This is a genomic window from Ruegeria sp. AO1 (assembly GCF_056535985.1).
The window spans coordinates 1292439-1312507 of record NZ_JBQFJC010000001.1; the positions used below are offsets into that span (position 1 = coordinate 1292439).

A 20069-nucleotide genomic window follows, 5' to 3' on the forward strand; every position below is an offset into this window, starting at 1 on the left:
ACCCGTTTATAAAGTGATGAAATTTTCATCATAAAAGATTGCAGCTTCGAGCCAGTGGTGCGACAAAACGCCATAACGTTCGTCATTCACCGGTACGGAGGGATTAATGACCAGCACCAAGGAACCGAGCTTTCGTGAAAGTGTGGATCTGATGTTCAACAGGGCGGCGTCCCTGATGGATCTGCCGCCTGGTCTTGAGCAGAAAATCCGGGTTTGCAATGCCACCTACACGGTTCGTTTCGGGGTGCGTCTGCGCGGGGAGATTCATACCTTCACCGGCTACCGTTCCGTGCATTCCGAACATATGGAGCCGGTCAAAGGCGGAATCCGTTATGCCCTGGCAGTGAACCAGGACGAGGTTGAGGCGCTTGCAGCGCTGATGACCTACAAATGCGCCCTGGTTGAGACGCCGTTTGGCGGCTCGAAAGGTGGGCTGTGTATTGATCCGCGCAAATACGAAGAACATGAGATGGAGCAGATCACCCGACGCTTTGCTTATGAGCTGGCGAAGCGCGATCTGATCAATCCATCGCAAAACGTTCCGGCCCCTGACATGGGCACGGGTGAGCGTGAGATGGCCTGGATGGCTGACCAATACGCGCGGATGAACACTACCGACATCAACGCGCGCGCATGTGTGACGGGCAAACCGTTGAACGCAGGCGGCATCGCTGGTCGCGTCGAGGCGACAGGGCGGGGCATCCAATACGCACTACGCGAGTTCTTCCGTCACCCCGAGGACATCGCCAAGGCCGGTTTGTCCGGCAAACTGGACGGCAAGCGTGTCGTCGTACAGGGGTTGGGTAACGTGGGCTACCACGCGGCCAAGTTCCTCGCTGAAGAAGACGGATCGCGTATTATCGGGATCATCGAATGGGACGGCGCGCTGTATAACCCGGACGGTATCGACGTTGAGGCGGTGCGCAACTGGATCGTCAAACATGGTGGCGTGAAGGATTTCCCGGACGCGACCCACTCAACTGATGGCGCTTCGGTGCTTGAGGCAGACTGCGACATCCTGATCCCGGCGGCTCTTGAAGGTGTCATCAATCTGGACAATGCCGACAGGATCAAGGCGCCGCTGATCATCGAGGCCGCGAATGGACCAGTGACCGCGGGTGCAGATGAAATTCTGCGTAAGAAGGGCACCGTCATCATTCCTGATATGTATGCTAATGCGGGCGGTGTGACGGTCTCGTATTTCGAATGGGTGAAGAACCTCAGCCACATTCGATTTGGTCGCATGCAGCGCCGTCAAGAAGAGGCACGGCATGAGTTGATCGTAAGCGAGCTTGAACGGCTGGATCGTTATCTGGGCGATGCCTGGTCAATGTCGCCGGACTTCAAGGCCAAGTACCTCAAAGGTGCGGATGAGCTGGAGCTGGTGCGCTCGGGCCTCGATGACACGATGCGGATCGCTTACCAGTCCATGCGCGAGGTCTGGCACAGCCGCGACGATGTCGAGGATCTGCGCACCGCGGCCTATATCGTTGCAATTGATCGCGTGGCCAAAAGCTACCGGGCCAAAGGCCTGTGACAACTGGCGCACGGGGTGGCTTTTCTGCCCCGTGCGCAAACTGAATGCAGCGCGTCGATTGCGAAAACGGTACTGGCGAGTAAGCTGCGCGCAGACAAACGAATCCAGGAGACCTCAATGTTGCGTATCGCCATCGCTGCAGCCTTGCTTGCAACGCCTCTGGCCGCCGCCGAAACCAAGGAACAAAGCTGCCAGTATCAGGCCGATGTCGTGGCCGCGATCCAGAAAGCGCGTCTGGACAAGGTGAAAGAGCGCGACGTTGTGGAGGCCGTGGCTGAAACCAGCCCCACTTGGCCCGAGAACTATAACGCTGCGATTCCGTTAATCACGCCCTGGGTCTATGAGCAAAAGATGCGCGACGTGCGCAAAAAGGATCTTGGTGCGGCATGGCTCGAGCTGTGTTTGCAGCAATAGTCCACAGCTCAGCAATTTCCCTGTGGACAACCGCGCGTCATCCCCTTGGCGCGCGTTTTCATTTCTGGCAGGTTTGAGACATGTCATTGCCCCCCGGATTTCTCGATGAGCTGCGCACCCGGCTGAGCCTGTCTCAGGTTGTTGGGCGTAAAGTCATGTGGGATCAGCGAAAATCCAATCAGGGCAAGGGGGACATGTGGGCGCCGTGCCCGTTTCACCACGAAAAAACGGCGTCTTTTCATGTAGATGACCAAAAGGGATTCTACTACTGCTTTGGCTGTCATGCCAAAGGGGACGCGATCACCTTTGTGAAAGAGACCGAGAACGTCTCGTTCCTCGAAGCCGTTGAAATTCTGGCGCGCGAAGCTGGCATGCCCATGCCAGCGCGCGACCCCAAAGCGCAGGAAAAACAGGACCGTCGAACGCAACTGGCCGAGGTGATGGAGCAGGCGGTTCAGTTCTTTCGCCTGCAACTCAAGACCGGGGCAGGCAGTGCGGCGCGCGACTATCTGGCCCGTCGGGGTTTGGACGCCAAGGCGTTGGAGCGATGGGAGATCGGCTTTGCCCCGGACGGCTGGCAGGCCTTGTGGGATCATCTGACTGGAAAGAACGTAGCCGAAGATCTGATCCTCGGGGCGGGTCTGGCCAAGCCGTCGAACAAGGGCAAAAAACCATATGACACGTTCCGCAACCGTATCATGTTCCCGATCCGTGATCCGCGCGGTCAGTGTATCGCATTCGGCGGCCGGGCGATGGACCCGAATGACAATGCCAAGTATCTGAACTCACCCGAAACCGAGTTGTTCGATAAGGGCCGCAGCCTCTATAACCACGGGCCTGCGCGGCAGGCGGCCGGGAAGGGGCAGCCGCTGATCGTGGCCGAGGGCTACATGGACGTGATCGCGCTGGCCGAGGCTGGGTTCGGCGCGTCGGTTGCTCCGCTTGGAACGGCGATTACCGAACATCAGTTGCAGTTGCTCTGGCGGATTTCGAATGAGCCGATCATTGCGTTGGACGGCGACACCGCGGGCCTGCGCGCGGCGATGCGGGCGGTCGATCTGGCCTTGCCGCTACTTGAGGCTGGCAAGTCCCTGAGGTTTGCTCTGATGCCCGAAGGAAAAGACCCGGACGATTTGCTGCGGGCCGACGGGGCAGGGGCTGTTCAGGCCTTGCTGGACGGGGCCATCCCGATGGTGAAGCTGCTGTGGCAGCGCGAGACCGAGGGCAAGGTTTTTGACAGCCCTGAACGCAAAGCCGCGCTCGACAAGGTGCTGCGCGACAAGATCAAGCTGATCCGTGACCCCTCGATCCGGTCCCATTACGGGCAAGAGATCAAAGATCTGCGCTGGCAATTGTTTCGGCCGCAGAGACAGTCACAAAACCGTGCTTGGCAACCAAAAGGGAAGTGGCAGCCGCAGAAACAGCCTGCGACGGCGGGTGCGCGGGCTTCGTTCCTGGCGTCTTCGGACAATGCGGACATCCATCTGCGTGAAGCCGCGATTCTGGCCATTGCGATTCTGAACCCACAGGTCGTGGTCCAGTTTGAGGCGCAACTGGAAGAAATGGATTGCCACGATCCTGATCATGCTGCTCTGCGTCATGCCATTCTGCGCCATGCGATTGATGATCCCGAAAACCTGCGGGACCATATCGTTGAAACTTTGGGTGCCGAACCCCTTGAAAAACTGCTGAGCCTTCGCCATGTCGCAGTGATCCCCTGTGTGTTCAAACCAGGCGACGTTGAAAAGGCCGAGATGACACTGGCCGAGGAACTCGCGAAAATCAAAGCGCTCCGGGGGTTGGATGCTGAGATTGCCGAAGCCGCAGAGGAACTGTCTGATCTGGCCGATGAGGCGTTGACATATCGGCTGGCGCAAGCCGCCGAAGAGCGTAACCGCACAAGCCGCAGTCAGAATGAGGACAGGGCCGTTTTCGACATTGCCGACAATGGCGCGCGAATCAATCGCGACGAAAAGGATGCGTTCAAGGCAATCATGTCCGGGATCAATTTCGAACGGAAACGTCGCTGAAGTGATGTTTTCGTAAAGCACTGGAAAAGAAAAACAGGTAAACGGGTGGCCGAATCAGTTTCACGCGCTAATGATTCGGATCAAACGAATCACCCATCCCTGCAGGAGCATTGAATGGCCGCCAAAGACACGTCAGAAGATCGCAAGTCAGACGAGCAGGAACAGGAAATCTCGCTGGACATGAGCCAGGCCCAGGTCAAGAAGATGATCGCCGAGGCCCGCGAGAAAGGTTACATCACTTACGACCAGCTCAATCAGGTTCTGCCGCCTGATCAGGTCAGCTCGGAACAGATCGAAGACGTTATGTCGATGCTGTCCGAAATGGGCATCAACATCATCGAAGATGAAGAGGCCGAGGAAGAAGAAAACAAAGGTTCCACCGAACTAACCACCACGGACAACAACCGTGAGGTGGCTCTGGCCGGTGCCGCAACCGAAAAGCTGGACCGTACCGACGACCCCGTACGCATGTATCTGCGTGAGATGGGTTCGGTCGAACTGCTGAGCCGCGAGGGCGAGATCGCCATCGCCAAGCGGATCGAAGCGGGCCGGAACACGATGATTGCGGGTCTGTGCGAAAGCCCTCTGACCTTCCAGGCGATCACCATCTGGCATGACGAACTTCTGTCTGAAGACATTCTTCTGCGCGACGTCATTGATCTGGAAACCACCTTTGGCAACCAGATGGACGAAGATGGTGACGTGCAAGAGCCGGTCGTCGATACCTCGGCCGTGCAATCGGCCAAACCCGCCAAAGACACCGGCCCCGAGTTGGATGCCGATGGCAATCCGCTGAGCAATGACGATGATGATGATGAGGACGATCAGGCCAACATGTCGCTGGCCGCGATGGAAGCCGCCCTCAAGGATCAGGTTCTAACCACGCTTGAACGGATCTCGACCGATTTCTCGATGCTGTCCGAGATGCAGGACAGCCGGATTTCGGCCACTTTGAACGAAGATGGCTCGTTCAGTGAAAAAGACGAAGAGACCTATCAGAAGCTGCGCGCTGAGATTGTTGAACTGGTGAACGGTCTTCACCTGCACAACAACCGGATTGAGGCGCTGATCGACCAGCTCTATGGCATCAACCGCCGCGTCATGTCTCTGGACAGCTCGATGGTGAAACTGGCCGACCAGGCCCGCATCAACCGTCGGGAGTTCATCGAGGCCTATCGTGGTCGCGAATTGGACCCGAACTGGCTGACGGATATGGCTGAAAAGCCGGGCCGGGGCTGGCAGATGTTCATCGAACGCTCGACCGACAAGGTTGAGGAACTGCGCAGCGATATGGCTCAGGTCGGTCAATATGTCGGTCTGGATATCAGCGAATTCCGCCGCATCGTGCAACAGGTTCAGAAGGGCGAGAAAGAAGCCCGTCAGGCCAAGAAGGAAATGGTCGAAGCCAACCTGCGTTTGGTGATCTCGATCGCCAAAAAGTACACGAACCGTGGCCTGCAATTCCTTGATCTTATTCAAGAAGGTAACATCGGTCTGATGAAGGCGGTGGACAAGTTTGAATACCGCCGCGGCTATAAGTTCTCGACCTATGCGACATGGTGGATCCGTCAGGCGATCACACGCTCGATCGCGGATCAGGCGCGGACGATCCGTATTCCGGTCCACATGATCGAGACGATCAACAAGCTGGTTCGGACCGGTCGTCAGATGTTGCACGAAATCGGCCGCGAGCCGACGCCGGAAGAATTGGCCGAAAAGCTACAAATGCCGCTTGAGAAAGTGCGTAAGGTGATGAAAATCGCCAAGGAGCCGATCAGCCTTGAGACGCCAATCGGTGACGAGGAAGACAGCCAGCTGGGTGATTTTATCGAGGACAAGAATGCAGTGCTGCCGCTGGACAGCGCCATTCAGGAAAACCTCAAGGAAACCACGACACGGGTTCTGGCCTCACTCACCCCGCGTGAGGAGCGGGTTCTTCGGATGCGGTTCGGCATTGGCATGAACACCGACCACACTCTGGAAGAGGTCGGTCAGCAGTTCAGCGTGACCCGCGAACGTATCCGTCAGATCGAGGCGAAAGCCCTGCGGAAGCTGAAACACCCAAGCAGATCGCGGAAGTTACGGTCCTTCCTGGATCAATAAGATCAAAGGCGCCCCGGACGGAGGCGCCTTTTTTCGTTTCACGGTTCACATTGGCAAAGTCGCCAAACACATTGGCGCGACTTCACATGTGTTGCGGCGTGTCAGTTTCTATATCTGTCTGGTCCACTCATGGGGCGGGCCGGGGCGAGGTGTCTATGCTGATGACCCCCGGTTTCCAAGCGTCAGCGGATGTTTGACCCGCGTTTTGAAGGCGCTCGGCGGTTGACCTGTCCAACGCTTGAACGCCGTCGAAAACGCGGATTGATCGGCGTATCCCAGAGAATAAGCGATCTCGGACAGGTTCATTCCATTGGTGATAAAGGTTTGTGCCAGATCGCAGCGCAAATCCTCGGTGATGTCGCGGTAGCTGGTGCCTTCGCTTTGTAACCGGCGGGCAAAGGTGCGGGCGCTCATGCCGAGTTTTGCCGCGACGTCATCCGCGCTGAGGATTTTGCCCGGTAGTGAGCGGGTGATCAACCCTTCGACCTTGGCGCGGGTCAATTGCTTCGGCACGCGACGCTCTGCCAGAACGCGTTCCCCGTATTCTAGTAGATGGGCGCGCAGGCTGGGGTCGTAGGTCGGGACGGGCAGGTTCAGCGAGGACGGGGACAAGACGATTTCGAGGCTTTCAGAGCCGAAGACAACCGGAAAACCTGCCAGTTGCTGGAAGGCATGGATATGATCCCCAACCTCATGCTGAAACCGTATTTCAATAGGGTGGAAATCGGTCTGTGTCAGGTTGCGCATTCGGGCGACGGCGGCAAACATCAAGAACTCGGTCCGGCGGTGATAGCGAGCAAAGCTGGCGTCTTTCCACCGGGCCTCTAACGCGGCGAAATTCCCCGAAACCCGCAGGCTGAAGGCGATAGCAGGGTCGATCATGTCGTGGAAATGAGACGTGTTTTCAATCACCTGCTCCAGGTCTCGTGAGTATTTGCTGATGTAGGCCGTCAAGGTCGATGAGGACGTGACGCCAAGCCCGACACTTGCCGCAAAAGTGATATCGTTCAGAGCATCGCAGGCATAGCGGACAAACAGCGCCTCTTTGTGGGCGCAAAAAGAGGTCGCATCCTCCGGCAGATCCCGCGGGCCAAGTCCGCTGCGATCCAGCACCGCCAAGGTGTTCCGTTTTTCCAATCGCGCGTCGAGCGCCTCGCGCAGAAAGTGAAGGCGGTCAATATCCACATTCATCGCAGCGAAGCCTTCCTTTCTCCGGACCGGGGCCGTTCCAGCATACTGCTTTTCTGTCAGAAATTCGAATGGATTTGGCAGCTGGCAACAAGCTTGGTCAATCTTTCCTGCCTATATCCTTTTCGTTGCCGGGTCAGTACCTTGTTGGGGATGAGGTCAGAGCCACCGCAGGTCTTACCAACCGGTCACCGGGTTCCCCGGCACACCTTCCTTCTTGTCGCATTGTCCGCCTAGTGGCCCTATGTCACGCTGTTTGTGCAAGCTTGGGTAGGTAGAGGCGCCATGGCAGAAACTTACACAACCGATCTGTTCAAAGGGCGTAATCTGATCGTCTTTGACGGAGAATGCGTGCTGTGCTCAGGCTTTTTCCGGTTCATGCTGAAACGCGACAAAGACCGGCGGTTTGAGTTTGCAACAGCGCAGTCTCTGCTTGGTCAAAGGATGTACAAGGCGCTGAATCTGCCCGTTGTGGATTATGAGACCAACCTTGTGATCGTAGATGGTAAGATTTTTCAACGTCTTGATGCCTTTGCGGCGGCTGTGCGCGCGCTGCCGGGGGGATGGCCTTTTCTGTCGCTGGTACGGTTTCTGCCGAGCGCTGTGAAAGACCCGCTGTATTTCTCGATCGCCCGAAATCGGTATACTCTGTTCGGGCGGTACGATACCTGTATGATTCCGGATGCTGCTCTCCTTGAGCGTTTTGCCGAACAGGGTTTTGACGCGTGGCGGATCCGTTTCTTCGGGCTTTGGCAGACCCAAGTGTTCTGCCCCAATCCGTGCGAGACCTGCATCACAGCCCAAGTAAATATGTCGGCGAATGCGATATCGAACGTGGCCAGGGTATTCTCATTCAACTCGCGCTTAAATTGGGACGATTTCCCCCTGCGGGCAGACATGTGCCCGTTCGGCTGGTGACCCAAAATAAGGATGAAGACCACAGCTGTCTGCGAGACTTTGGGGGGCACAAAACAACGTCAGAGCTGAGGCTTGATGCAAAAACGGGCGATGTTCTTGAGCGTTTCGGGCCGCTTTCGGTCTGGCTAAGGCCTGTGGCGTCGAAACGTGGGCTGGAGGTTCATATCCATCGCCTGGCGGTTTTCGGCGTGCAGCTCCCTCGGATGTTGCAACCGTGATCGTCCATGACCGAGTGGCAGGACGAATTGGGGCGCTTTCGATTTGACGTGGCCGCCGGAGCGCACGGATTGGGGCTGCTGATTCGCAATAACGGATGGCTCACGCCGCTTTACATATAGATAGTGGTGGGCTGAAATGATCGTGAGGCCTGCTTTCCGTGGGCGTGTTGACCTCTAGATTAAGAGGCGCAGTAAGTGAGGAAATAGTATGGTGAAAAATCTACGGTATTGCGCCGCACTAGCGGTGGTTGTCCTGAGTATTCCCTTGGCGGCGAACGCGGAGCGTTTGGGTTTCCAGACTAATTCAATCAATGGCACCGACTTCGAAGTCGTTCCTCGCAGTAGGGATGATACGGATGGATATTGGTGTGCGGCTGCAGATTTTGCACGACGCGGACTTGGGGCGGGATGGCAGGACCCCATCTATGTGTTGCGAGGCTATGGACCTAGTGTGACAACCGGGCGTAGAACGGCCGTGCAGTTTTCGCTGAAGCCGCCTTCGGCTGATGCGTCCGCGCAATCCGGCAGCTCACGTGGCCCTTTCGTTTCTGGTTCCAGTATGTCCGTACAGAGTGCAAACGCTCGGTGCGGTCGTAGGCCGATTTTCACCAGGTAAGGCAAGAGGTTTAACCCAGAATGCAGACAGAATTCGCGCTCCAGACCGATGGGCCCAGTTTATACGAATTCACGTCTCAAGTCGCTGATTGGCTTAGTTCCTTTGAACGGGATGGTGTCCTGACGCTGTTCGTCAGGCACACATCCTGTTCTTTGCTGGTGCAAGAGAACGCAGACCCCGAGGTGCAGACGGATTTGCATGCGTTTTTTGAGCGCCTGGTGCCCCCGTCCGATCAGCCCTCAATGTCTTACCTGCGCCATACGTATGAAGGGCCGGATGACATGCCAGCCCATATCAAAGCGGCGATGATGCCAGTTTCCCTGTCCATTCCTGTCCGTCAGAGTCAGATGGTTTTGGGAACTTGGCAGGGGATATACCTGTTTGAACACCGCCGCGCCCCGCATCGGCGGCTGGTCGCGGCACATCTGTCCTGACCCTTTATTTTGGGGTGCAAAATTCCGACTACCCAAATCCTAGCGGCTGCCCTATAGTTGTGGATAAGTAAGCCAAAGCGCTTACAAAAGAGGCCAGCTAGGGACGAGGAGACGGCGGATGCGCTGCCCGTTTTGCGGAAATATTGATACTCAGGTGAAAGATTCACGCCCGGCAGAGGATCACGTTGCAATACGCCGACGTCGGTTTTGCCCGGCCTGTGGAGGGCGTTTTACGACCTATGAACGGGTTCAGTTGCGCGATCTGGTAGTTATCAAAACCAACGGAAAACGCGAAGATTTTGACCGCGACAAGCTGGAACGTTCGATCCGTATCTCGATGCAGAAACGCCCGGTGGATCCTGAACGGATTGATCAGATGATCTCGGGTATTGTGCGGCGTCTGGAAAGCATGGGCGACACCGATATTCCGTCCAACAGAATTGGTGAGATCGTCATGGAAGCTCTGGCGCGGATCGACACCGTCGCCTATGTTCGCTTTGCGAGTGTGTACAAGAATTTCCAGGCGGCCGATGATTTCGAGGAGTTTGTTCACGAACTGCGCCCGCCGCAGCCTTCGACGGACGAGTGAGCGAAACAGATAAGCGATTTATGGCGCTGGCTTTGTCTTTGGGTCGGCGCGGTCAAGGGGCGTGCTGGCCCAACCCGGCCGTCGGGTGCGTTATCGTGCGCGATGGGCGGATTGTTGGGCGAGGGTGGACTCAACCCGGCGGACGTCCCCACGCGGAGCCTGAGGCTTTGGCGCAAGCGGGTGCGCAGGCCCAAGGGGCCACGGCCTATGTCTCGCTGGAACCATGCGCCCACTACGGCAAAACACCGCCCTGCGCCGAGGCGTTGATTTCGGCCGGCGTGGCCCGCGTTGTTGCAGCGATCGAAGATAGCGACCCTCGCGTTTCCGGGCAGGGCTTCGCCATGCTGCGCGAGGCCGGGATCGAAGTTGAAACCGGCGTGCTGGCGCAAGAGGCCGAGTGTGATCTGGCCGGGTTCTTTCTGAAAACCGAACAGGGCCGTCCGTTTGTGACGTTGAAACTGGCCAGCAGTTTTGACGGGCGGATCGCCACGTCCACTGGACATAGCCAGTGGATCACCGGACCAACCGCGCGTCGCGAGGTTCACGCGATGCGCGCCCGACACGATGCTGTCATGGTCGGCGCTGGCACGGCGCGCGCGGATGACCCCTCGCTTACGGTTCGGGAACTGGGGATAGAGCGTCAGCCGGTGCGCGTGGTTGTCTCGCGCCATTTGGATTTACCCTTAATGGGTCAACTGGCGCGCACAGCCTCAAAAACGCCCGTCTGGCTGTGTCATGGCCCGCATCCCGACGCCGAGCGCGCCCGCACTTGGGAAGGGTTGGGCGCGAGGCTGTTGCCCTGTGCGTTGCACGACCATCAGGTTGATGCGCGCGACCTGCTGCAGCAGCTGGGCCAGGAAGGACTGACAAGTGTTTTCTGCGAAGGCGGTTCGGCTTTAGCGGCGTCTCTGCTGGCGCAAGATCTGGTCGATGAGCTTGTCGGTTTCACGGCTGGTTTAACCATCGGCGCCGAGGGTCTTTCGGCGATTGGCGCGTTGGGGCTGGAAAAACTAGACAGCGCCCCTCGGTTCGAGTTGATCGAGGCGCGCCCGGTCGGTGGCGACGTATTGCACCGTTGGGCGCGAACGACGCATTAGCGTCGCCAGAGATGGGCATGGGTGGAAAAAGCGCCCTGTAGCTTTGACAAGGCGCGATTCAGCGGCCCGCGTTTGGGGGGCTGCCCCTGGGCCAACCGTTCAATGGCAACTTCGACGGGGCAGGGTACGCCGGTCACCGGATCTAGATAGCGGGGATAGTCGATCAGGCTGGCATGCACCAAACCCAGCAGCGACGGACGCGCGCCGCGACGGGCCGGGACGCTGCCCAGATCCGTGGTCAGGCCCCAACCTGCGTAGAAGGGCGCGCCAAAAGTGGTCACCGGAATTCCGCGCAGCAGCGCTTCGAACCCCATAAGCGAGGTCATGGTCCAGACCTCCTGCATCTCAGACAGCAAGGCCGATGGGTCTGTTTCAGTCGCGATCACATCCGCCAACCCCTCGGTGTCGATCCGGCCCGAACGCAGGCCAGCCTCGACATCCGGATGGGGTTTGTAAATCACTACGGCATCGGGATTGGCAGCCCGAACCTCGCGCAGCAGGTCCAGATTGGTGCGGATGACGCTGGTGCCTAGCAGGATTGAGGCGTCGTCCTCGACCTGCCCCGGCACCAGAATACGGTGACCTTTGGGCAGAGGCGGCGCAGCGCCGCCGGTGTTGTATTTGCTCAGCCCTTCGGACACGAGGGCTGAGATCACCCGCTCGGCACGGTATTCCTGATCCGGACGCAGAGTTTCGCGCTTGGATATCCATTCTTCCAATCGGCTGGTTTGGGTCGGGTCGTAGTAGATACCCAGATCATCCGTCACCAGCGACAGGGGAGGCACAAGATCTGCCCCCAATCCGCGTGAGCGGAGAAAGCCATCCTCGATACGGGTGACACCCTCGGCCTCCCGGGATTGATTGGCCCAGACCATGTGTGGGCCGGTGGATGGGGCAGGTGGCGACGGCACAAACCGTATCTTCTGGTGCTGGCCGAACATGGCTTGCAGATGCTTACGCTTCCACATCCGCATGCCCGACGCTGTCCATCCCAAACGATCTTGCCGCCACGCGCGGGTCTGCGCCGCAAGCGTATCCAGCACGATCTCTAGCTCACATAAATGGTCCCTATAGGCATCATACCAAACGGGGTAGAGCATCATGGCTGCAGCGAACAGCTGGGCGCGCGTTAGATTGCGTTGTCTGCGTTGAACGGGGTTTTCGTCCTGCGTCAAACCCCATCCGGCATAGAATGGCTGCCCGAAGACGCGGGGTTTGTGACCGGCGAGAATGGCCTCGAACCCCATTTGCGATGAGAGCGTATAGACACTAACCGCGCCGTCCAGCAGCGACCAAGGGCTGATGTTGTCCGCAACGAAGGAAACGCGATCCGAGAGGTCCTGTTCGGTGTAGTGCCCGGTGCGGTGACCAGCCAGTGTTTCGGGATGGGTCTTGATCAGAACCGGCATCCCTGGATTTTCTTCCTGCGCGATCACCAGCATCTCAAGAAACCGTGCACGATCCCCTGCGCTTGCCGTGACCGAAGCATCACCGACCGTCTGATCAATCACCAGCACATAGCCGGGGTCGGGGATCGGCGCGTCGGGGTCAAAGGCGGAATATTTGCTGAGGTTCAGTTCCTTCAGGCGCTCAATCGCGCCACGCGCGCGGTTCAGAAGCGCGGTATCATCCAGCGGATGCGTCGCCAGAAGCGTTTCCAGATCTGACGGTTGGGCCGGATCAAAGTGCAGTCCCGAGCGATCCAGAAGCAGACCCAAAGGAGGCTCGCCCTCTCGGCCGGGGTGGAGGGATCTTAGAAAGGCATCCTCGACCCGCAGCAAAGAGGTGCCCCGGTCCTGAGCGATGCGCCGCCCGCGATGGGCCGTGGGGCTGTTGCCCCAGATGGCTACAGTGTCCTCGGTGCGGGGCAGGCCCAGCCGGATGTCATATCCCGAAAGGGAAAGAATGCGCCGGATGCGCCGATTGGTCAGAAACCCGCCATTGTAGACAAATGCCCGGGACCGCGCCGCGCCAGTTGCGGTGGGGTCCCCAAGGGTCATGATCTAGTTACCGGTCAGGGTGGCAACATTTGCAACCGGCGTCAGGCCCCCGGCGATCAGAGAGATCGACTTGGTCCACTGTGCATACGGTGCCTCGGTGACGTAGATAGTATCATCGTCGCGGATCACAAAATCACGCGCGATGAACAGGCCATTGGGCGCAGTCAGGTTCAGCAGATAGATCATGCGCTGATCGCCCTGCAGGTCCGGGCGCCCCATTACCTGGCGCGCGACGTCCTGACGTTCGCGGCGCAGGATAAAAATACCAGTTGGGTCTGAGGAAACGGATACAAGCCCGCCAACCTGAGCCAGGGCCTCAAGCGCGGACAGGTCCTGACTGTCGAAAGCGACGCGCGATTGCCCACCGGTTGCGCCAAGCGCGATGTAAGAGCGGCTGTCTTCTTCAACCAGAATGCGGTCGCCGCCGCGCAGTGCGACGTCCAGTTTGGGATTGCGGAACAGGTCCTCGTACCAGACTGTCCCGCGTTGATCGCCTCGGATCAGGGTGACCAGCGCGATATCGGAGGCCACTGAAACCCCTCCGGCCTGAGACAGCATGCCAAGCAGGGTGCGGGTGGGGCGTTCGATTGGATAGATACCAGGGGCGCCGATGGTGCCCGTCAGCGAAACGGTCGAGCCGTCTCCGGCCAGGCGGCGCACTTCGACCTGAGGGTCAGGCGTTTGCTCTTCCAGCTCATCGGTAATCAACCCGCGCAACTCTTCAGGAGTATTACCTGCGGCACGCAAACGGCCCGCGTAGGGGACGAAAATGAAGCCTTCGCTGTCGACCTGAACCTCTTCCAGCGCGGTCGAGGCCCCCGTTTCGCCAGCCAGCAACCCGTCATCGACGTTTTCCCAGATCGTCAGGCCCAAAACGTCCCCTGGGCGCACGGTATCTGCGGTCAGCGACGGAGCTGAGGTAAAGGAGGAAGAGAACCCAAACTGCGGCACGGATGACGTGGCCCTCGAAACGCGGTCATCGACTTCTACCACAAACGCGTTGCCGCCATTATTGACTGAGCCGGCCAAAATCTCATTCTTGTTAGGGCCCGCCTTGGGCAACTGGCATGCACTCAGCACGACGAGCGAGGTCACAAGGGCGACCCCCCGTACCCAACGGATTGGAAAGCGATGCACTACCGATAACCTCAGTTCTACTTGTTTTTCGGCAAACTACTCTTTTACCGCTGCAACTTCCAGAGAAGGATGGCTGAGTCTACTCAACGATTTTCAACTGTGGCTCTGGGGTCGCGTCGTCGGACAGTAGGGCCTGATACGGATCATCAGCCCTCAGCATCATATCGACAGCGCGTCGCAGCAATTGTCGTCGTCCGCGCCGGGAGTAGTAGCCGCCCGGAACCTGACTGGTTTCCAGCAGAAACCGCCGATACAATTGGTAGGCCTCAATATCGGGTAATTCGGGGTTGGCAAAGAAACGGCTAACCTCCTGTTGTGACACAAGTTCCGGCTTGTCATAGACGGCACGGCCAAAAATCCGCAAGGGGATGCCGCGCCATAGCACTTGCTGCCCTGCGGTCGAGTTGATGGTCACGGCCGAGCTGGCGTCGTCCAGCAGTTTCGCCAGTTTGCCGCCGGGGACGTAATGCACCCGGCCTTTGATCCCGAGTTTGAGCGCCAAATCCCGAACACGTCGACGGAGGGGCTCGCGGTGGTTCTCAAGCGGATGTTCCTTAATGACCAGATGATGATGTGCGGGGGCGCCTTTGGCGAAGCCCTCCATCATTTGTTCTAAAAAAGCGCACATCCCCGAATATTCCGAATGGGACTGGACCGAGCTGTCATGACCCAGTTGCAAAAGCACAAGGTGATAGGGAAAGGCGCCGCTACGTACCCGTGCCGTGGCTAGACTTCGTTGCAGTCGGTGGAAAGGCATCAGCATAAGGCGCTTGAAATACAGCCGAAACTCTTTCGAGACTGGCAGCGCGCGGTGCGGTTTGAAATTGCGATATCGCCCGTTCAGAAACAGCACGAACCAGTGGTATAGCGCACCGTAGAAGATGTGTTGTTGCATATCTCCCCAATGGGATGGCGGTGGCGGGGAATGTGCGCCCGAATGCGACAGTGCCTGTGCCATCTGGTCCAGATCCAGAGACATCAGCCGCGAATTGCCGTTTGAGCCGCCACGCTCATAGGTGACCCACCATGGGCGCAGGTAGCCTTCCTCGAACACATGCACGGTGATGCCTCGTGTCTTGGCGATCCTGACGGCGTTTGCGTGAACCGGGCGGGTGTCGCCGTACAGAACAATGTCTGTCACTTGTTTCTCGGCGATTAGCGCTTGCAGCAATTCGGGCCAGTGTTCTAGCGCGTCGCGATAGGGGATGTAGCATTTCCTGTCGAACCAGAACGTCTGATCGCCTGCGTTGAAGCCAACACGCCATGTCTGCGCCCCCGAGGCACGCAGCATCCGGCCCAACGCGTTGAAAAACGGGCCATGCGGGCCTTGCAGGAACAGAAAGACCCGAGGGTCAGCATGTGGGTCTTGGTGGTGCATCTGCGCGATTTAGCCAATATTCTTGTCGAAACTATGCCCGCCCGAGGATTTCTCGGCAAGGTTGGGCTTGCCGGGCGGCGCGGATCAGCTTACCTCGGCCCTGATAGTCTGAGTCAGGGTAGAACGCGAGGGTTGACGGAATGTTTACAGGGATCGTGACCGATATCGGAACAGTGACCGAGCTGGACCAGCAAGGCGACCTGCGTGCGCGTATCCAGACGAGCTATGACACGGCCTCGATTGACATTGGCGCATCGATTGCAAGCGATGGCGTTTGTCTGACCGTGATTGCGCTGGGCGATGATTGGTATGACGTTCAGATCAGCGCCGAGACCGTCTCGAAAACCAACCTGAACAGCTGGGCGTTGGGCAAGCGTGTCAACCTTGAGCGGGCGTTGAAAGTTGGTGACGAACTGGGCGGTCACATCGTATCGGGACATGTGGATGGCGTCGCCGAAGTTGTCGATGTGCGCGACGAAGGCGACAGCACCCGCGTGACCTTGCGCGCGCCCAAGGATTTGGCGCGTTTCATTGCGCCCAAGGGCTCGGTTGCTTTGAATGGGACGTCTCTGACGGTGAATGATGTAGAGGGCTGCGATTTCGGCATCAACTTCATCCCTCACACCAAAGAGGTCACCACATGGGGAGATGTCGCCGTCGGGGATCGGGTGAATCTGGAAATCGACACTCTGGCCCGTTACGTCGCCCGCCTGGCCGAGACCGTCTGAGCGTTAGAATACGTCGCGTCTGAGCCAGCTCAGGCCGTTTGCGCTCTGGCTTTTGGATGCGGGGTGGTCTATCCCGCCTTGCAGAAATGCTCTTGTGAAAGGCTGCCCCATGAGCTTTGAAACCCCCGGCCCGGTCGAGGCCCAGCTGCGCGATGCGATCAGCCCGATCGAGGACATCATCGAAGAGGCCCGCGCAGGCCGGATGTATATCCTCGTCGATCATGAAGATCGGGAGAACGAAGGTGATCTGGTCATTGCCGCAGAATTTGCTGATGCCGAGGCGATCAACTTCATGGCAACCCATGGGCGCGGCTTGATCTGCCTGCCGATGACGGCTGAACGGGTCGAGGCGCTGGCGCTGCCGATGATGGCGGTGAACAACTCATCCCGCCACGAAACGGCGTTCACGGTTTCGATCGAAGCGCGTGAGGGCGTGTCCACCGGTATTTCCGCCGCAGATCGCGCGCTGACCGTGGCAACGGCGATCAATGAACAGAACACCATGGCTCATATCGCAACACCAGGTCACATCTTCCCCTTGCGCGCTAAGCGGGGTGGGGTGCTGGTCCGCGCAGGCCACACTGAGGCTGCCGTGGATATCTCGCGCCTGGCCGGGTTGAACCCCTCGGGCGTGATCTGTGAAATCATGAAGCCCGACGGCACCATGGCCCGTCTGCCCGATCTGGTCGAGTTCGCCAAAACCCATGACATGAAGATCGGTACGATCAGCGACCTGATCACCTATCGCTCACGCAATGACAACCTCGTGGTCGAAACCTCGCGCGAGATGGTCTCGTCGGAATACGGCGGCGAATGGGAAATGCGCCTGTTCACCGATCAGCTTCACGGCATCGAACATGTCGTCATGATCAAAGGCGACATCACCACGCCCGAGCCTGTCCTGACCCGCACCCACGCGCTGCACGAAGCGCCGGATATCTTGGGCCTCGGTCCGAAGTCCTCTCGCGAATTGCCACGCGCAATGGAGAAGATCGCGGAAGAGGGCCGGGGGGTCGTCTGTCTGTTCCGCCAGCCGCGCAACTCTCTCTATGCAGCCGAAGATGAAGGCCCGCGGACCATCAAGCAAACCGGTCTGGGATCTCAGATCCTGTCCAAACTGGGCATTCAAGAGCTAGTCCTGCTGACTGACTCGCCCGAAACCGTATATCTGGGGCTGGACGCGTTTGGGCTTTCCATCGTTGGCACCCGTCCGATCCTGAAGGAAGACTAATCATGGCTGAGCAAGACAAACATGGCATTTTGCCGACACCCAGCTTCGACAAGCCGGTGAAGTTGCTGATCGTCGCGGCGCCTTTCTACCGCGCGATTGCCGACAACCTGATTGCAGGTGCGAAGGCCGAGATCAAAGCAGCTGGCGGCAACTGCGAAGTCGTCGAAGTTCCCGGCGCGTTGGAGATTCCGACCGCCATCGCTATGGCCGACCGTCAGTGCGACTTCGACGGCTATGTTGCGCTGGGCTGTGTCATTCGCGGCGAGACCACGCACTATGAAACTGTCTGCAACGACTCCAGCCGTGCGATCCAGCTGATGGGGCTGCAGGGGCTTTGCATCGGCAACGGCATCCTGACCGTCGAGAATGACGATCAGGCCGAAGTCCGCGCAAATCCCGAAAAGATGAATAAAGGTGGCGGGGCAGCCGCTGCGGCCTTGCATCTGATCGCACTCAGCCGTAAGTGGGGCTCTTCTAAAAAGGGCGTGGGTTTCAAGCCGCCGTCCGAGTCCATCCTTGTGGCGGGCGACAGCAACGGATCCACGACAGCATGACCCAGACAGACGCGCCGAAACCGGCCAACCAGAAACGCCTGATGAAATCCGCCGCCCGGCTTTACGCCGTGCAGGCACTGTTCCAGATGGAGCAATCGGGGCAGACGACCGAAGCGGTCGTGAATGAGTTTCTGGATCACCGGTTCGGCGCCGTCTATGAGGGCGAAGAAATGTTGGACGGCGACATCAGCGTCTTTCGGTCGCTGGTCGACAATGCGGTGAACTATCAGGCGCCGATCGACCAGATGACCGACCGTGCTCTGGTCGCCAAATGGCCAATCTCACGTATCGACCCAACCCTGCGGGCGTTGTTCCGTGCCGCCGGGGCCGAGCTGACCCAAAGCGACACGCCGCCCAAAGTGGTTATCACCGAGTTCGTCGACGTCGCGCGTGCCTTCTTCCCTGAAGGCAAAGAGCCGAAATTCGTCAACGCCGTGCTGGATCACATGGCCCGTGAGGCTAAGCCCGAGGCATTCTGACGCCTTTACTCGAACCAAACATGCGCTAACCTGAATGTCATAGCGCAATGAGGTTCGCCATGCCCAAACTGATCCGCCTGTATATCACGCAAGTCGCCTGGGGTTTCGTTATCTCGGCCGTGTTTGTCGGGGTGCTTCTGGCATTTAACGTGGCAAACCTCCGTCATTTGATCACCAGTTCTGAAATCGGTCTGGTCGCCCTTGTGATGATCTGGTTCATGAACGGGATCGTGTTTGCCGGTGTTCAGTTCGGCTACAAGATCATGAGCATGGCGGAAAAACCCGGCGGCCCACGTCGCGGCTCACCCGTGGTGGATAGCTTCAAGCCCGCATTGGTCAAGCAGGAAGCCCGCGCAGAGCGCTGAATTTCAGGGAAAATGTGGCGGGACCACCAGTCAACCGTGCGGTGTGATTCCCGAGGACCTGTATGTACAGGTGGGCGCCAGGTAATCAGGCCAGGACCTGAACAGAGCCAGCCCCCTCGGAATTGCTTAAGGCCACCAGAATGCTACCAGTCACAAGAAGGGCAGAACCCGCCAAGCGCCTACGTAGGGCGTCCGGCGGGTTTACACAAGGGGTCAGGCATCAACAGTTTCGTGCAGCGCTGTGCGCATTTTGCCGAAATGCTCATCCCAGCCATTGTCGAGCGCAAGGATCAGGCCGAACGCATCCGCACCCTGAGGCAGGCCTTCATGTTGAAGGCTGAGCTTTGTACCGCCTGCGACGGGGGTCAGAGTCCATTTGACTAGACTGACCGCGTCTCCCATTGGCTTCACAGAGAATGTGTACTCAAGATATTCAGGGGCACGTGCCTCCTGTACCTCGCCCCAGATCAGAAGGTCGCCGCTAGTGGTCCCAAACATTTGCAGTTTGCTTCCCTTGGTCAACGTGAGTTCCGGCTTGTGAAACCACTCTGCCAGCCGTTCGGGTTCAGTCAGATAGGCCCAGACCGTATCTGGATCCGCCCGTAGAAAGATCGTTTTTTGCAATACGGTATTCGTCATTCTTTTTTCCTTTCAATAGCTTCCTTAAGAGAGTTGAGGCGTTCATCCCAGAACTGGTCAAAGTAGCTGAGCCAATCCAAGACCGGGGCCATGCCCTGTGGTTCAATGCGGTTGATGCGTTCTCTGCCGCGAGCTTCCACCGTAATAAGCCCGCCATCAGACAAGACCGTCAGGTGCTTTTTGACGGCAGCCCTCGTCATGTCGAACCGGTTCGTCAGCTGTCCGATCGTCATGTCCTGAGAGGCAAGCAGTTTGATGATGTCCCGACGGGTTGGGTCTGCAAGCGCACGGAACGCGTTTTGGGTAAGGGTTTGCATTTGTCGCCTCGGTAAAGATACCATTTAGTATTATATTAATGTGATACCATATGGTACCATGTCAAGCGTTGAATGAAGACTTTACTTTTGTTCACTA

General features: G+C 58.2%; 20 protein-coding genes. 14 read left to right on the forward strand and 6 right to left on the reverse strand.

Annotated elements, in window-relative coordinates; all coding sequences use genetic code 11:
* The first annotated feature begins 106 nt into the window (after nt 1-106).
* From ACR3FB_RS06355 to rpoD, 4 genes are all read left to right on the forward strand, one after another.
* Nucleotides 107-1537 (forward strand): Glu/Leu/Phe/Val family dehydrogenase, encoded by a 1431-nt coding sequence (locus tag ACR3FB_RS06355; protein ID WP_170376235.1) that lies wholly within the window; start codon nt 107-109, stop codon nt 1535-1537.
* A gap of 117 nt (nt 1538-1654) precedes the next feature.
* Complete coding sequence (locus ACR3FB_RS06360) at nt 1655-1951, forward strand: hypothetical protein (RefSeq protein ID WP_170376237.1); 297 nt, start codon at nt 1655-1657, stop codon at nt 1949-1951.
* 80 nt (nt 1952-2031) lie between these two features.
* Nucleotides 2032-3981, forward strand: coding sequence for a DNA primase (dnaG, locus tag ACR3FB_RS06365; protein ID WP_480565159.1), 1950 nt, complete (start codon nt 2032-2034; stop codon nt 3979-3981).
* Between the two features lie 114 nt (nt 3982-4095).
* Nucleotides 4096-6084 (forward strand): RNA polymerase sigma factor RpoD, encoded by a 1989-nt coding sequence (rpoD, locus tag ACR3FB_RS06370; RefSeq protein ID WP_170702237.1) that lies wholly within the window; start codon nt 4096-4098, stop codon nt 6082-6084.
* A 153-nt stretch (nt 6085-6237) separates the two neighbouring features.
* Here the strand turns inward: rpoD and ACR3FB_RS06375 are convergent, their stop codons facing one another.
* Nucleotides 6238-7275: a helix-turn-helix domain-containing protein gene (locus tag ACR3FB_RS06375; RefSeq protein WP_480565162.1), complete on the reverse strand. Its 1038-nt coding sequence runs from the start codon at nt 7273-7275 to the stop codon at nt 6238-6240.
* A 282-nt stretch (nt 7276-7557) separates the two neighbouring features.
* On the opposite strand from ACR3FB_RS06375, the gene ACR3FB_RS06380 reads away from it, so the two are divergent.
* From ACR3FB_RS06380 to ribD, 5 genes are all read left to right on the forward strand, one after another.
* Nucleotides 7558-8190 carry a thiol-disulfide oxidoreductase DCC family protein gene (locus ACR3FB_RS06380; RefSeq protein ID WP_480565165.1) on the forward strand — a complete coding sequence of 211 codons (633 nt, stop codon included), beginning with the start codon at nt 7558-7560 and terminating at the stop codon, nt 8188-8190.
* A complete protein-coding gene (locus ACR3FB_RS06385) occupies nt 8100-8408 on the forward strand; it encodes a DUF4166 domain-containing protein (RefSeq protein ID WP_480565935.1) in 309 nt (102 codons plus the stop codon). The genes ACR3FB_RS06380 and ACR3FB_RS06385 overlap by 91 nt, the downstream gene beginning before the upstream one ends.
* A 636-nt stretch (nt 8409-9044) precedes the next feature.
* Nucleotides 9045-9458 (forward strand): secondary thiamine-phosphate synthase enzyme YjbQ, encoded by a 414-nt coding sequence (locus ACR3FB_RS06390; protein WP_425083374.1) that lies wholly within the window; start codon nt 9045-9047, stop codon nt 9456-9458.
* Nucleotides 9459-9576: 118 nt separating this feature from the next.
* Nucleotides 9577-10047 carry a transcriptional regulator NrdR gene (nrdR, locus tag ACR3FB_RS06395; protein ID WP_170376254.1) on the forward strand — a complete coding sequence of 157 codons (471 nt, stop codon included), beginning with the start codon at nt 9577-9579 and terminating at the stop codon, nt 10045-10047.
* Complete coding sequence (ribD, locus tag ACR3FB_RS06400; RefSeq protein WP_480565168.1) at nt 10044-11144, forward strand: bifunctional diaminohydroxyphosphoribosylaminopyrimidine deaminase/5-amino-6-(5-phosphoribosylamino)uracil reductase RibD; 1101 nt, start codon at nt 10044-10046, stop codon at nt 11142-11144. Before nrdR ends, ribD begins: the two co-directional genes overlap by 4 nt.
* Here ribD and ACR3FB_RS06405 read toward each other — a convergent pair.
* From ACR3FB_RS06405 to ACR3FB_RS06415, 3 genes are all read right to left on the reverse strand, one after another.
* A complete protein-coding gene (locus ACR3FB_RS06405; RefSeq protein WP_480565172.1) occupies nt 11141-13144 on the reverse strand; it encodes a capsular polysaccharide biosynthesis protein in 2004 nt (667 codons plus the stop codon). The two genes, ribD and ACR3FB_RS06405, sit on opposite strands and share 4 nt — an antisense overlap.
* Before the next feature lie 3 nt (nt 13145-13147).
* Entirely contained in the window at nt 13148-14281 is a 1134-nt protein-coding gene (locus ACR3FB_RS06410) for a polysaccharide biosynthesis/export family protein (RefSeq protein WP_480565174.1), read from the reverse strand.
* A 79-nt stretch (nt 14282-14360) separates the two neighbouring features.
* Entirely contained in the window at nt 14361-15659 is a 1299-nt protein-coding gene (locus ACR3FB_RS06415; protein WP_480565177.1) for a capsule biosynthesis protein, read from the reverse strand.
* Nucleotides 15660-15799: 140 nt separating this feature from the next.
* Here ACR3FB_RS06415 and ACR3FB_RS06420 point away from each other — a divergent pair, with 140 nt between their 5' ends.
* The 5 genes from ACR3FB_RS06420 (at nt 15800) to ACR3FB_RS06440 (ending at nt 19016) form a co-directional block, all read left to right on the forward strand.
* Nucleotides 15800-16387: a riboflavin synthase gene (locus ACR3FB_RS06420; RefSeq protein WP_170551668.1), complete on the forward strand. Its 588-nt coding sequence runs from the start codon at nt 15800-15802 to the stop codon at nt 16385-16387.
* Nucleotides 16388-16496: 109 nt separating this feature from the next.
* The gene (ribB, locus tag ACR3FB_RS06425) at nt 16497-17618 is read left to right on the forward strand and encodes a 3,4-dihydroxy-2-butanone-4-phosphate synthase (RefSeq protein ID WP_170665386.1); all 1122 of its coding nucleotides are present in this window, start codon (nt 16497-16499) and stop codon (nt 17616-17618) included.
* Nucleotides 17619-17620: 2 nt separating this feature from the next.
* Nucleotides 17621-18172 (forward strand): 6,7-dimethyl-8-ribityllumazine synthase, encoded by a 552-nt coding sequence (locus ACR3FB_RS06430; RefSeq protein ID WP_480565180.1) that lies wholly within the window; start codon nt 17621-17623, stop codon nt 18170-18172.
* Complete coding sequence (gene nusB / locus ACR3FB_RS06435) at nt 18169-18651, forward strand: transcription antitermination factor NusB (protein ID WP_480565182.1); 483 nt, start codon at nt 18169-18171, stop codon at nt 18649-18651. Before ACR3FB_RS06430 ends, nusB begins: the two co-directional genes overlap by 4 nt.
* Nucleotides 18652-18710: 59 nt before the next feature.
* Nucleotides 18711-19016, forward strand: a complete 306-nt coding sequence (locus ACR3FB_RS06440; protein ID WP_480565185.1) for a hypothetical protein — start codon at nt 18711-18713, stop codon at nt 19014-19016.
* A 213-nt stretch (nt 19017-19229) separates the two neighbouring features.
* Here ACR3FB_RS06440 and ACR3FB_RS06445 read toward each other — a convergent pair whose 3' ends face one another.
* Together ACR3FB_RS06445 and ACR3FB_RS06450 are read right to left on the reverse strand one after the other, a co-directional pair.
* The gene (locus tag ACR3FB_RS06445; protein WP_480565188.1) at nt 19230-19655 is read right to left on the reverse strand and encodes an SRPBCC family protein; all 426 of its coding nucleotides are present in this window, start codon (nt 19653-19655) and stop codon (nt 19230-19232) included.
* On the reverse strand, nt 19652-19972 hold the full coding sequence (locus ACR3FB_RS06450; RefSeq protein ID WP_170470214.1) for an ArsR/SmtB family transcription factor: 321 nt from the start codon (nt 19970-19972) through the stop codon (nt 19652-19654). The genes ACR3FB_RS06445 and ACR3FB_RS06450 overlap by 4 nt, the downstream gene beginning before the upstream one ends.
* Between the last annotated feature and the right edge of the window lie 97 nt (nt 19973-20069).